Source organism: Rhodococcus sp. BP-261, assembly GCF_019835205.1.
Lineage (GTDB): Bacteria > Actinomycetota > Actinomycetes > Mycobacteriales > Mycobacteriaceae > Rhodococcoides > Rhodococcoides kyotonensis_B.
In genome coordinates, this window is the sequence record NZ_JABUCO010000044.1 from 1 (window position 1) to 11,786 (window position 11,786).

An 11,786-nucleotide genomic window follows, 5' to 3' on the forward strand; every position below is an offset into this window, starting at 1 on the left:
CCAACCCAACAGAACCCAGAACAGCATCCGCACCTCATGGGTGTACACCGGACGTCCCATCGCAACCATCCCTCAATGATCAGGCACGTTGCGATGACTGCTTGAGACCGCCTACATTGCCACTCACGTGCGCGCTAGCGCAGCACATCCGTCCCGACGAACGGAACCAGAGCCTCCGGGACGCGCACGGTGCCGTCGGCCTGCTGGTGGTTCTCCAGGATCGCCACGATCCATCGCGTCGTCGCCAGAGTTCCGTTGAGCGTCGCGGCGATCTGCGGCTTGCCGTTCTCGTCGCGGTAGCGGACGTTCAAGCGCCGCGCTTGGAACGTGGTGCAGTTCGACGTCGATGTCAGCTCGCGGTACGCGTTCTGCGTCGGGACCCAGGCTTCGCAGTCGTACTTGCGCGCCGCCGAAGAGCCGAGATCGCCGCCTGCGACGTCGATGATGCGGTACGGAAGCTCGACTGCCGCAAGCATTTCCCGCTCGAATTCGAGCAGCTTCTTGTGCTCGGCCTCTGCGTCCTCGGGCTTGACGTACGAGAACATCTCGATCTTGTCGAACTGGTGCACACGGATGATGCCGCGTGTGTCCTTGCCGTAGCTGCCTGCTTCGCGGCGGAAGCACGACGACCATCCGGCGTAGCGCCTCGGGCCGTCGGACAGGTCGATGATCTCGCCCGAGTGGTAACCCGCGAGCGCGACCTCGGATGTACCGACGAGGTACAGGTCGTCGGCTTCGAGTCGATAGATCTCGTCGGCATGCGCACCGAGGAACCCGGTTCCCGCCATGATCTCGGGGCGCACGAGCACCGGCGGGATCATCATCTGGAAACCGTTCTTGACCGCCTTCTGGGCCGCGAGCTGCAGCATTCCCTGCTGCAGCAGCGCGCCGTAGCCGGTCATGAAGTAGAACCGCGAGCCCGAGACCTTCGCGCCGCGTTCCATGTCGATGAGGTTCAGCGACTCGCCGAGCTCGAGGTGATCCTTCGGCTCGAAATCGAACGACGGAATCTCGCCGACGGTCTCGAGCAGCACGAAGTCGTCCTCGCCGCCTGCGGGGGCTCCCTCTTCGACGATGTTGGAGATCTTGCGCGCGGCGACGTCGAGGGCCGCGTCGGCCTCGTTCTGCGCAGCCTCGGCGGCCTTGACCTTCGCCGCCAGCTCGGATGCGCCCGCGAGCAGGGCCGGCCGCTCCTCGGCGGACGCCTTGCCGACCTTCTTACCCAGCGCCTTCTGCTCGGCGCGGAGCTGATCTCCGGTCAACACAGCGGCACGACGGGTGGCATCGGCCTCGAGCAGTGCATCGACGAGACCGGGGTCTTCGCCGCGGGTGCGCTGCGAGGCGCGGACAACGTCAGGGTTCTCGCGAAGGAACTTGAGGTCGATCACGACATGCAACCTTACTTGCCGAGGATCCCCAGGTAGTCCTCGCGTCCGAACATGCGAGCTGCGTCGATCGCCGACGGGTGGCCGCCGTGCGGATCCGCGCCGCCCTCGACGAGCGCCTGCACGACGTCGTCCTCGCCCTTGAACACCGCCCCGGCCAGCGGCGTCTGTCCCTTGTCGTTCGGACGGTTCACGTCGGCACCCCGTTCGACCAGCACTCGAACCGTCTCCGCGTGACCGTGGTACGACGCGAGCATGACCAACGTGTCACCGGACTCGTTGTTCAAGTCGGCGGGGACGCCCGCGTCGAGGTAACTCGCGAGCGCGGCCGTGTCACCGGTGCGCGCCATGGTGAACAGTCGGCCCGCCAATTCGGCGATGTCGGCGTCGTCTGCATCCGGGTGCGTCATGGGAACCGAACATACTCGGGCATGATGGAGGAGATGTCCACACCCGATCCCGCCCGGCCCGGGCGCTCGAAACCACGACGCAACCAGCGCACCGTGACCGCGCCCGTCGCGCGCCGAGGGCTGGCGTTGATCGCAATCGGCGCTGTCGCGGCCGCCGTCGTGACCCTCTTCGTCTCCGGGGGCTTCTCGCAACCCGAGAAGATCACCACCCACGCCGATTCCGGGCCTGCCACCAGCGGACCTGTGTCCGCGAGGTCGTTCGGATCCGCCGATCCTGGCACGTGCCTGCAGTGGACGCCGACCGACGATCCCGAGACCGACCGTCAGGATCTTGCCGAGGTGTCGTGTGCGGAACCGCACCGGTTCGAGGTCGCCCAGGACGTCGACCTGAGCGCGTACCCCGGCATCGAGTTCGCGCCCGGCTCCGCCTATCCGGGGGCACTGCGCTTCGGTCAGTTGCGTGACGAGCACTGCGTCGGCATCGTCGACGACTACCTGGGCACCAAGTTCGATCCGAACGGCAAGTTCAGCGTCGGGCTCATGTTCCCGTCGCAGTCCGGATGGATGGCAGGAGAGCGGACACTCCGATGCGGCATCCAGCAGTCGTCGAACACCGGGGTCCCTCAGGAGATGACCGGTTCGGTGCTCGACCAGGACCAGTCGAACGTATGGGACGTCGGCACCTGCATCGGCATCAACCAGAACGTGCCCGCCGACCCCGTCGACTGCAACTCGCCCCACGCGTTCGAGGTGGCGTCGATCGTCGATCTTCAGCAGCAGTTCCCGAGCGGAATCCCCAACGAAGCAGACCAGGACGCCTACCTCGAACCGACGTGCACCGCCACCGTCAACACCTACTTGGGCTCCGACACGGCTCTGCGCGACAAGACGCTGACGCTGTTCTGGAACACCATCGACGTCACCAGCTGGTTGGCCGGTAGCCGACAGATCACCTGCTCGGTCGGCAAGGAGCTCGACGAAGGCGGATTCGCCACCATCACCGGAAGCGCCAAGGGCGACATTCTGATCAACGGTCAGGCACCCGTCCCACCACCGGCGGCACCGGACGGACGCGCCTTGCCGACCCCGCTGCCCGGCGCAGCCCCGATCACCCCGGGAGGGTGACATTCCTTTCCACATGAGCGACGCCGACTTCGACAACGTGGTCTCCGACGCCCTCGACACCCTCCCGCCCGCGATCATCGACTTCATGGACAACGTCGTCGTCCTGGTCGAAGACGAACACCCCACCGAGGACATCCTCGGACTGTACGAAGGAATTGCGCTGACCGAGCGCTTCGAATACAGCGGTCATCTTCCCGACGTCATCACCATCTACCGTCGACCGATCCTCGAGATGGTCGACGACGCCGACACCGCTCGTCGCGAAATCGCCATCACGGTCGCCCACGAGGTGGGCCACCACTTCGGCATCGACGACGAGCGGTTGCACGAGCTCGGGTTCGGCTGACCTTCGGTCCCACGCCGCTCGAAGTCGGCATGGATGGCCCACTGCAGCTGTCTAGCGGATGCCGCGTGACATCGATGCCGACGGGGTGGCCGGTGAACGCGACGCCCGATCGGTCAGGAAAGCGAATACCAATCCGAGTCCGAGCCACAGCGTCGCCTGGGTCGCGAGGGACGACACTCGGAATTCCCACAGCAGCGCGGCCGGGAAGTCGTCGCCGACCTCGTCGATGCCGGGCAGCAGGACGTACCCCAGCCCGACGACGAGCAGGAACGCCGCCAGCGGGGCCGCTGTCCTGACGGCGAGCGACGCCTGCGCCGCAACCAGCTTCGCGACGTAGATCCCGACTCCGACGGCCAACAATCCGAGCGTCACCGACGCAAGCCACAGCCATGTGCGCTGGGAGATCGTGTCCGGATCTCCTACGGCAGGCGGATTGGCCGGGTACTTCAGGAACGGCACCGCCTCGATCGCGACCCATCCGAGAGCCGCGACAGCGAGGGCGAGCGCCGACCCCGACAGCGACGTGAACCGTCGCGCGTAGTGCAGGACCGTCGCGAAGATCGCCCCGAGCGCGAGACCGGCGAGTCCCGTCGCCAGGAACAGTCCGACGCGTTGGCCCTCGCGGCTGACGAGAGCATCGTCATCGCCGTGTGAATGCGCGCTCGGTGCGTCGTCGGCGTGGGAGTGGCCGCCCGCCGACTCTTCGATGGCGATGGCCGAGTCGACGTGTGGCTCACCGATCGTGAACGCGACGGCTCCCGCCAGCAGTCCGGCGATCAGTCCGGCGAGAAGACCCCGCACCAGCAGTTGTACGAACGTGCCGTGGAGTGAGTTCAGTGGCATGGCAGGCCCAGCAGGTGGCGTCCGTCGTGCATCAGTTCGTGCATGAACATTCCGCTGCGCGAAATGGCACCCTGGTCGAATCCGACCAGGTAGAGCACGAGGAAAGCAAGCAGAATCACCGCAGCTACGACGAGGGCGAGTGCCGCCGACTCGGTAGTGCTGCTGGGGGTATGGACAGTAGCCATCGGGGTGTTTCCTCCTGGGATTGTGCGTCCCGCCGAAACATGAAGCGATATGTGAGTTTTCTGGCTCCCGAACTCGCGTCCGGTCACAGTGGCGCAACCGCTCCGGATTTCCACCGGTATTACCTGCACACATCGCACTGACCCGCGAACTGTGGCACCGATCTCTCGTGTCTGTCAATGCAGACATACAGTGTCGCGCATGGCTCCGACCGTCACCCGGCTGTCCCTGATCAGCCATGCCATGACCGAGGCCATGCGTCGTGCGCGCTTTCCTTCGGACGAACCGGTCGATTCGGACGGGCTGCGGCGGCTGGACGAACTCACCCTCTTCATGAATGTGGACATCGTTCTGATCGCGCCCGAACGACGAACCCGCCAGACTGCCGACGCGTTGGGCTTACACGGCAGCATCGTCGACGATCTGGCCGACCTCAGGTACGGCGACTGGACCGGAGCCGGTCTGGAAGATCTGGCCGAGGGCGAAATGACAGGCCTCCTCACCGACACGTCGACGACGCCACCGGGTGGGGAGTCGATCGACGCGTTACTCACCAGAGTCGGCCACTGGATGGACCGAGTCAGCTCCGAACAGCGGCGGGTCCTGGCCGTGACGCATCCCGCGATCGTCAGAGCCGTCGTCGTACGCACACTCGATGCGCCTGCCGAGTCCTTCTGGCGCGTCGACATTCCCCCGTTGACGACGACCAGCGTGAACTTCCGCGGCGGCCGATGGACGTTGCGGTCGGTCGCCGAAAGAATCGCCTGAGCCATTTTCCCCCAACCGGGAACCGATCACCCGCGGATGCCGTCCAACTCCTACGAGAACGGAGTTCTCGTTCGATCCCGGAGCTCTTTCATTCCTGGTAAGGGAGTACTGATGCCAGCACACGTGCGTGTGGACCCTGTCGCTCTCGAAGCCGCTGCCGCGGAGCTCGACGCGGTCGCCTCCCGGTTGCAGGCAAGTCTGGCTGCGGCGTCGCTTCCGATTCAGGTGCTTCCGTCGGGCAGCGAAGAGGTGTCCCTGTTGGCCAACCGCTACTTCAAGCACGCTGCCGGCTCGTACACGCCGACCGCACGCGAGGCCGTCGACGAGCTGATTCAGACCGCGGCAGCCTTGCGTACACAGGCCGCGGCGTATCGCGACGTCGACCTCGAACACAGTCGCGCACTGGGCATCTGAGCCGGGAAACACCATCACACGACGGGGGTAGATCGATGACGCTGGGAGTGACAGGAGTCGTGTGGTTGCCACGCACGGCGATGGTCAATTCGACGACGCTGTTGGCCGGGGCCGGGCCCGCACCGCTGGCGGCGGCGTCGGGCGTGTGGCAGTCGGTGGCCGCTGCGTACACGGACGCAGCGGTCACCGTCACCCGCGTGATGGCGATCCTCGCTGCCGGATGGGAGGGCTCGACCGCCGACGCAGCGCAGGCCAGGCTCGGTGCGTTCTCCGCGTGGGCGCAGGCGTCGGCCATCAAGGCAGCCGACGTCGGAATCCACGCGGCAGGTGAGGCTGCGGCCTACACGACGGCCACCGTCGCGATGCCGAACCCGGTCGAGATCGCCGCGGTGGAATCCGCCAAGGTCGCCGCGTACGGCACCGGCGGAGCACTGAACGGAAGTGCCGCGGCACTCGAAGCCACTGCCCGCGTCCTCGACGTCCGAGCAGGTCTCGTCATGGAGGCCTACGAAGCTGCGACGACGCCACTCGCCGTACCGGTTTCGTTCGACAGCCCACCCGAGATCGTCGTCGACGCCTCGGGTGCGTCGTCGCGGGCGTCGACATCCATCGACGGCGCGACGTCCTACGAGGAATCCGGAGTGTTCGGGTTCGGTGCACGCACGTCCCCCGCACAGGCCGCCATCGCCGCAGTCACTGCGGCAGTACAGAATCCGGCCGTAGCAGGCGCGATCGGACAGGCCGCGAGCACGGCGGGTACCGTCGCCGGGTCGTCGGTCACGACGGTCGCCTCCGCGGCAACCAATCTCGGCGGCGCAGCGGTGTCGTCACTGATGAGTGCCACTCAGGGCACATCCCAGTCTCCCGCACCGATGCAGGCAGCCACCCGGGGAGATGCCGGTGCACCGGTCCGGACGCGGGCGGTGTCGTCGACTTCCACTGGCCCCGGCGGTCTTTCGGGCCTCGGCTCGAGCGGTGGGTCGCTCGGAGGTTCACGCCTTCCGGCAGCAGCACCAGGAAGCGTCACAGGACAACTTGCCGGAACCGAACGAAACATGTTCGGCAGCAACCTCTCCGGAGGCCCAGGGACAGGACCACTCGACGCGGCCGCCGCCACTCGCGGTGGTCACGCGGCCGCCCCGATGGCGGGAGTTCGCGCCGACGACGGAGACGACGAACACGACACCCCCGATTACCTCAAGCAGTTCGAGCACTTCGCGGACGGACGTACGGTGGCGCCGTCCGTCATCGGCGCCGAACCGGCAGGAGTGGAGCCTACGGAACGACCCGGTGATCGGAACGGTCGTTGATCGACTTGGGAACGCGACCTGTCGGCCACGGCCTTCCGTTCGTCGAGCTCGACGACGATTGCATGGACTACCTCGTCGAGCGGCTCGGCATCGCCGAACTGCCCGTCGTGCTCGACGTCTTCCCGCGTTTCGACGCGGCCGCGGATCGGCAGGCCGCGCTGGTTCGTGGGCGTGCGGGGCTCGTCGAGCACGGAGCGGTCAGCGACGATCACGTACATCCGGATCTCGAGGCGTGGCTGCGCACTCTCGAGCGTCCCACCTGGTACATCGCGGCCCGGCTCGTTCCGCGCCCGTACGGCACCGGGTCGATCACTCGGGTCTGCCGGGCGGCAAGCGAGTCCGGTTCGGTGATCGCCGTACGCCGATCCGGCCTCCTCACCATCCGCGCCACCGTCGCCGATCCCGCGCGTGACGTGCTCGACGCCGTCGGGAGCGAGCCTGCCTTGGACTTCGTGGGCGTCTCCGCGCCGACCGACACTCTCGCCGAGGCCCTCGATGCCAGCCCGACCGACGCCGGAGCCACTGCCGACCGTCTAGCAAGTCTCGGTATCGACCGTTCCGCAGCCGCGGACATCGCGTCGGCTCTCGCCACATGCACCGCACACATTGAAATAACTTGCACGACAACAAATTTCGGAACCAGCGCTACCGATCCACTTCCGATCGCGGTGTTCGACACTCCACGGGGCCGCCTCGTCGCGACCACGAGTACCGCCGCAGACGGTCGACGATGGACGTCGTTCGCGCCCGGTTCCGATGCGCGCATCAGGTCGGCGCTCACCGACATGGCTCAGCGAGCGGAAGCGTCGGGCGTCAGCTGATCGGGTTGTCCGCGACGTGACTTCCCTTGCCCGCGAACGGCGGCAGGAACGTGCCCCAGCGGACGCAGGTCCAGCCACCGCCTGGCGTCGGCACCAGTTCGACGGTCTCGGTGTTGTTCAGGTGATTGTCGGCGGCGAACTCACCGTCGACGCCTCCCAGCACCGCGCCCACCAGGCGAATGGCGGCACCGTGACTGACCACGACCACGTCGGGAGCGTCCAGATCGGTCAGGTGCTCGTCGCGCAGCGATTCGAGCACCGGCACGTAACGGTCGAGGATGGACCGTCCGCTGTCCCCGCCGGGGGCCTGCGCGTCCAGGTCGCCGGCCTGCCACTTGCCGTAGATCGCCGTGAAGGCGTCGTGCGCTTCCTTGTCGGTGCGGTCTTCCCACTCACCGACGAACGTCTCCTGGATACCGTCACGTTCCTGGGCAGGGACGGAGGTGGCCTTGGCGATGTGCTCGGCGGTCTGTCGCGCACGCAACGCCACCGACGAGACCAGGACGCTCGGGGGCGTCGCGACGAGTGTGTCGCCGAAGCGCTTGGCCTGTTCGTGTCCGAGGTCGGTCAGGGCTGCGCCGGGCGGGAGGGTGTCGAGGCGTTTCTCGACGTTCGCGAACGTCTGACCGTGCCGTACCAGTATCAACTTGCCCGTCATCTATCCGCCTTGCCCGTCGTCCGACTTGCCCTCGCGCAGTCGCTCCAACCATCCGATCTGCTCGTCCAACGAAGGCGGCGTGCTTCCTGTTCCCATCGCGACGGGCCAGGATCCGAGAAATCGAAGAGTCATCTTGCGATGCAGGGCGCCGAGCGCTTCGGCCACGATCGGGTCCTCGATATGGCCGGCGCAGTCGACGAAGAACCTGTAGGTTCCGAATTCCTTTCGGGTGGGCCGTGATTCGATGCGGGTCAGGTCGATGTCGCGGAGTCCGAACTCGGCGAGGGCGGACTGCAGCACACCGGGCACGTTGTCGGGCATCAACACCAGCGCGGTGCGGTCCGCTCCGGTAGGGGCGGGCGCACGCCGCGGCGGGCTGACGAGCACGAAGCGGGTGCGAGCCGTGTCCACGTCGGCGACGCCGTCGGCCAGGGACGGCAGTCCCAGCCTCTCTCCGGCAAGGGACGTCGAGACGGCCGCGTCGGCGAGACCGGCAGCGACGTCCTCTGCCGCACCGGCGTTCGACGACGCGAACTGCACCTCGGCGTCCGGGATCCTTCGCTCCAGCCACTCTCGAACCTGCGCTGCCGCAATGGGATACGCGCGGACCGACTTCACGTCGTCGAGCGCGATTCCCGGCCGCCCGAGTATCGAGAAGGCGACGTCGATCTCGGTCTCGGCGATGATCTGCAACCGGCTGGACGCAGCCAACGCGTCGAGCGTCGGAGGAACCGAACCTTCGACCGAGCTCTCGATGGGTACCACCGCGGCAGCCGCTTCACCGTCGCGCACGGCCTGCAACGCTGCCGGCTGACTGCCGTACGGGACACGTTCGATATCGCGACCGAATCCGAGTGAATCGAGGACGCCTGCGGCCTCCAACTGGCCGAGCGCCATTTCGGTGAACGTTCCCGACGGGCCGAAGTACGCGATTCTAGGCACGACTGCCAGATTACGTCCCCAGCGAATCCGTGCGGATCAAACCCGCCGCGTCCAGTTCGCGATGCGCGGCCGATGCGTCGTCCACCTCGATGCCGAGCAACACGGTACGGACGGCATCTGCCGCCTCGGGGCGCAGTGCCGCCAAGGCCGCGACGTCGGGATCAGCCAGCGCGGCAGGAATGTCGTCGCCACGCAGCGCGGCGACGGTGGCCGCGACGACGGCGATCGCGTCGGCACCCGACCGGGCCCGCGCGGTGAATCCGACCTCGGAATGCGCGACGACGGCAAGCACGTCGGCGATATGACGCGGGGGCTGCCAGGCCGCGATGCCCGGGGTGCGGTGAGCGTCGACGATCGCGGTCACGGTGTCCAGCGCCGACGCGTCGGACAATTCGGGATAGAGGACGACGGGCGACGGCAGCCGCAGCGCGAGCGCGTCGGGAAGGGTGTCGTCATCGACGTTCACCGTGTACCGCACGACCTCGTACGACGCGCGGCTGTCGCGCAGCCGGTCCGGATCCACGTCGAGCTCCACGACCACGCGACCGAGCTGCACGTCGTCGTCCAGACCCAGCAGGACGGAGGCCGGAACGACGACGGGACCTGCCGTGATCGCCCTCTCGCCGCCGGTGGACGCGGGGTATCGCTGCTGCAGGAGGCCTGCGACGAGCGCGTTCGGGTCGGGCCGGTGCGGTACGCCCAGCGTCAAGGGAATGGACACCGTCTACACGCTAGACCGCCCGCTGCACTTGCGGTCCAAGGAAGTGTGGACTAACTTAGGTTTGCCTCACCTCGTATCCCACGCATCGGAGGAAGCCCATGCTCGGCGCTACCACCAACGGACCGTCCACCGCCGAACGCGTTCGCAGCGCATGTGCGCGTGCGGAGGGTGCTGCACTCGCCATCGAGGGCAGCGAACCCGTGGTCACCACGATGCATCATCTGCGCTCCAACGGTGAGGTGGTCCTCGCGGTGCCGATGGACTCGCCCATGGGGTCCATCGCGTGGCAATCGTCCCGCGCAGGAGTTCCGGCCGTGCTCGAACTGACCGATCACGCGCCACTGGCACTACGCGAGCCGGTCCGATCGCTGGTGTGGTTGCGCGGCGAGCTGCGTCCCGTTCCCGAGTCGCTCATGCGCCCGATGGCCGGGGCGGTCGCCGCCGAACATCCACACCCGTCGCTGCTCGACGTCGGACACAGCACCGTACTTCTTCGCCTGATCATGTCGTCGGCCGTCGTCGCCGACAGTACGGGCGCCGAGCCCGTTGCCGTCGACGATCTGCTCGCAGCCGAGCCGGATCCGTTCTGGGAGATGGAAACCAGCTGGCTGCAGCATCTCGACGAGGATCACACCGACCTCGTCAACCAGCTTGCCCGACGCCTCCCCCCGTCGCTGCGGCAAGGACGCATCCGCCCACTGGGCATCGACCGCTACGGCATCCGGTTGCGCATCGAAAGCGACTACGGAGACAACGACGTTCGACTCGGTTTCGCCGAGCCCGTGGACGACACGATGTCGCTGAGCCGAGCACTTCGCGTCCTCGCGGGATGCCCGTTTCTGAACGGACTGCGCGCCAGGAGTTGAGTCGCACGAGGCAGACTTGCCTTCGTGATCGACGTCAAGAGCTGGCTGAATCCGCCGTCGCCGACTACCGGCCCTCCGCTGGAACCGTCCGAGCGACGTGCGATCAAGATCGAGATAGCGATCGTCCTTCTGGTGACGTTCGGGCTCAGCGGACTCAGCAGCATGCTGTCCCTCGTCGAGGACGCGCTGCTCGCAGGCAGTCTGTCGGATCAGACCGTCGCCCTGAACACGTCGAGCTCGAGCCTCGGCATCATCGACCTGCTCTACCAGGTCCTGCGCATTCTCCGCCTGTGCGCGTGGGGTGCGCTCGGCCTGTATCTGCTGTGGCGTGCCGGGCTCGGACCGAAGCTGATCGGTCTCGCGAAACCCCGCGTTCGGCCCGACCTGCTCCACGGGGTCGGTCTGGCCGCGCTCATCGGCATTCCGGGGCTCGCGCTGTACCTCGTCGCCAACGCACTGGGCCTGAACCTCACCGTCGTCCCCAGTGCGATCGACGACCACTGGTGGCGTGTTCCGGCCCTCGTCGGCTACGCCTTCGCCAACTCGGGCGCCGAGGAGATCATCGTCGTCGCCTACCTCATCTCGCGGCTACGACGCCTCGGCGTCTCCGAGAACGCATCCCTGCTCGCCTCGGCCCTGCTGCGCGGGTCCTACCACCTCTACCAGGGCCTCGGCGGCGGAATCGGCAACGTCGCGATGGGTCTCGTGTTCGGCCGGTACTGGCAGAAGACCGGCCGGTTGTGGCCGCTGCTCATCGCTCACGCGGTGATCGACATCATCGCCTTCGTCGGATACACAGCCCTGAAAAACCAGTTGTCGTGGCTGCCGTGAAAACCCCTCGTCATTCCTGCAGGCTCCACTCCTCGCCCTCCGGTCATTCCTGCAGGCTCCACTCCCTGGGTACAGTCACATCGTGAACGACGACCAGCGGAACCGGGGGAACCCCAGGCAGGGCCCACCACCGCCGCGCCGAGTTCCTCCCCCACCCGGCTAC

Annotated in this window: 15 protein-coding genes and 1 riboswitch; of the genes, 8 read left to right on the forward strand and 7 right to left on the reverse strand. The window is 67.0% G+C overall.

Annotated elements, in window-relative coordinates:
* Positions 1–134: 134 nt before the first annotated feature.
* Together serS and HQ354_RS25125 are read right to left on the reverse strand one after the other, a co-directional pair.
* Positions 135–1,388 (reverse strand): serine--tRNA ligase, encoded by a 1,254-nt coding sequence (gene serS, locus HQ354_RS25120; protein WP_167679028.1) that lies wholly within the window; start codon positions 1,386–1,388, stop codon positions 135–137.
* An 11-nt stretch (positions 1,389–1,399) separates the two neighbouring features.
* Entirely contained in the window at positions 1,400–1,795 is a 396-nt protein-coding gene (locus HQ354_RS25125) for an ankyrin repeat domain-containing protein (protein WP_222634441.1), read from the reverse strand.
* A 21-nt stretch (positions 1,796–1,816) separates the two neighbouring features.
* On the opposite strand from HQ354_RS25125, the gene HQ354_RS25130 reads away from it, so the two are divergent.
* A complete protein-coding gene (locus HQ354_RS25130; RefSeq protein ID WP_222634442.1) occupies positions 1,817–2,920 on the forward strand; it encodes a septum formation family protein in 1,104 nt (367 codons plus the stop codon).
* A gap of 13 nt (positions 2,921–2,933) precedes the next feature.
* The gene (locus HQ354_RS25135) at positions 2,934–3,266 is read left to right on the forward strand and encodes a metallopeptidase family protein (RefSeq protein WP_068429938.1); all 333 of its coding nucleotides are present in this window, start codon (positions 2,934–2,936) and stop codon (positions 3,264–3,266) included.
* 51 nt (positions 3,267–3,317) lie between these two features.
* Here HQ354_RS25135 and HQ354_RS25140 read toward each other — a convergent pair whose 3' ends face one another.
* A complete protein-coding gene (locus HQ354_RS25140; protein WP_222634443.1) occupies positions 3,318–4,109 on the reverse strand; it encodes a CbtA family protein in 792 nt (263 codons plus the stop codon).
* A complete protein-coding gene (locus tag HQ354_RS25145; protein WP_222634444.1) occupies positions 4,100–4,294 on the reverse strand; it encodes a CbtB domain-containing protein in 195 nt (64 codons plus the stop codon). Before HQ354_RS25145 ends, HQ354_RS25140 begins: the two co-directional genes overlap by 10 nt.
* A 56-nt stretch (positions 4,295–4,350) precedes the next feature.
* Positions 4,351–4,415, reverse strand: a riboswitch (cobalamin riboswitch).
* A gap of 78 nt (positions 4,416–4,493) precedes the next feature.
* Between HQ354_RS25145 and HQ354_RS25150 the strand changes: the two genes are divergently transcribed.
* From HQ354_RS25150 to HQ354_RS25165, 4 genes are all read left to right on the forward strand, one after another.
* Complete coding sequence (locus tag HQ354_RS25150) at positions 4,494–5,060, forward strand: histidine phosphatase family protein (protein WP_222634445.1); 567 nt, start codon at positions 4,494–4,496, stop codon at positions 5,058–5,060.
* 111 nt (positions 5,061–5,171) lie between these two features.
* On the forward strand, positions 5,172–5,474 hold the full coding sequence (locus tag HQ354_RS25155) for a PE domain-containing protein (protein ID WP_222634446.1): 303 nt from the start codon (positions 5,172–5,174) through the stop codon (positions 5,472–5,474).
* A 35-nt stretch (positions 5,475–5,509) separates the two neighbouring features.
* Positions 5,510–6,784: a PPE domain-containing protein gene (locus HQ354_RS25160; protein ID WP_167679020.1), complete on the forward strand. Its 1,275-nt coding sequence runs from the start codon at positions 5,510–5,512 to the stop codon at positions 6,782–6,784.
* A complete protein-coding gene (locus HQ354_RS25165) occupies positions 6,781–7,605 on the forward strand; it encodes an ESX secretion-associated protein EspG (protein WP_222634447.1) in 825 nt (274 codons plus the stop codon). Before HQ354_RS25160 ends, HQ354_RS25165 begins: the two co-directional genes overlap by 4 nt.
* Here the strand turns inward: HQ354_RS25165 and HQ354_RS25170 are convergent.
* The 3 genes from HQ354_RS25170 to HQ354_RS25180 are packed head-to-tail and all read right to left on the reverse strand — an operon-like array spanning position 7,598 to position 9,926.
* Entirely contained in the window at positions 7,598–8,263 is a 666-nt protein-coding gene (locus HQ354_RS25170; RefSeq protein WP_222634448.1) for a histidine phosphatase family protein, read from the reverse strand. The two genes, HQ354_RS25165 and HQ354_RS25170, sit on opposite strands and share 8 nt — an antisense overlap.
* Complete coding sequence (gene pheA, locus HQ354_RS25175; RefSeq protein ID WP_167679014.1) at positions 8,264–9,205, reverse strand: prephenate dehydratase; 942 nt, start codon at positions 9,203–9,205, stop codon at positions 8,264–8,266.
* A 10-nt stretch (positions 9,206–9,215) separates the two neighbouring features.
* On the reverse strand, positions 9,216–9,926 hold the full coding sequence (locus tag HQ354_RS25180; RefSeq protein ID WP_068429911.1) for a hypothetical protein: 711 nt from the start codon (positions 9,924–9,926) through the stop codon (positions 9,216–9,218).
* A 98-nt stretch (positions 9,927–10,024) separates the two neighbouring features.
* Between HQ354_RS25180 and HQ354_RS25185 the strand changes: the two genes are divergently transcribed.
* Both HQ354_RS25185 and HQ354_RS25190 read left to right on the forward strand, forming a co-directional pair.
* Entirely contained in the window at positions 10,025–10,792 is a 768-nt protein-coding gene (locus HQ354_RS25185; protein ID WP_068429909.1) for a DUF2470 domain-containing protein, read from the forward strand.
* Positions 10,793–10,816: 24 nt separating this feature from the next.
* Positions 10,817–11,623 carry a CPBP family intramembrane glutamic endopeptidase gene (locus HQ354_RS25190; RefSeq protein WP_222634449.1) on the forward strand — a complete coding sequence of 269 codons (807 nt, stop codon included), beginning with the start codon at positions 10,817–10,819 and terminating at the stop codon, positions 11,621–11,623.
* Positions 11,624–11,786 lie beyond the last annotated feature (163 nt).

Bases quoted from the DNA above. Each gene is read 5' to 3' on its own strand.
- HQ354_RS25125 (WP_222634441.1), bottom strand. From the start codon at position 1,795: ATGACGCACCCGGATGCAGACGACGCCGACATCGCCGAATTGGCGGGC.
- HQ354_RS25130 (WP_222634442.1), top strand. From the start codon at position 1,817: ATGATGGAGGAGATGTCCACACCCGATCCCGCCCGGCCCGGGCGCTCG.
- HQ354_RS25135 (WP_068429938.1), top strand. From the start codon at position 2,934: ATGAGCGACGCCGACTTCGACAACGTGGTCTCCGACGCCCTCGACACC.
- HQ354_RS25140 (WP_222634443.1), bottom strand. From the start codon at position 4,109: ATGCCACTGAACTCACTCCACGGCACGTTCGTACAACTGCTGGTGCGG.
- HQ354_RS25145 (WP_222634444.1), bottom strand. From the start codon at position 4,294: ATGGCTACTGTCCATACCCCCAGCAGCACTACCGAGTCGGCGGCACTC.
- HQ354_RS25150 (WP_222634445.1), top strand. From the start codon at position 4,494: ATGGCTCCGACCGTCACCCGGCTGTCCCTGATCAGCCATGCCATGACC.
- HQ354_RS25155 (WP_222634446.1), top strand. From the start codon at position 5,172: ATGCCAGCACACGTGCGTGTGGACCCTGTCGCTCTCGAAGCCGCTGCC.
- HQ354_RS25160 (WP_167679020.1), top strand. From the start codon at position 5,510: ATGACGCTGGGAGTGACAGGAGTCGTGTGGTTGCCACGCACGGCGATG.
- HQ354_RS25170 (WP_222634448.1), bottom strand. From the start codon at position 8,263: ATGACGGGCAAGTTGATACTGGTACGGCACGGTCAGACGTTCGCGAAC.
- HQ354_RS25185 (WP_068429909.1), top strand. From the start codon at position 10,025: ATGCTCGGCGCTACCACCAACGGACCGTCCACCGCCGAACGCGTTCGC.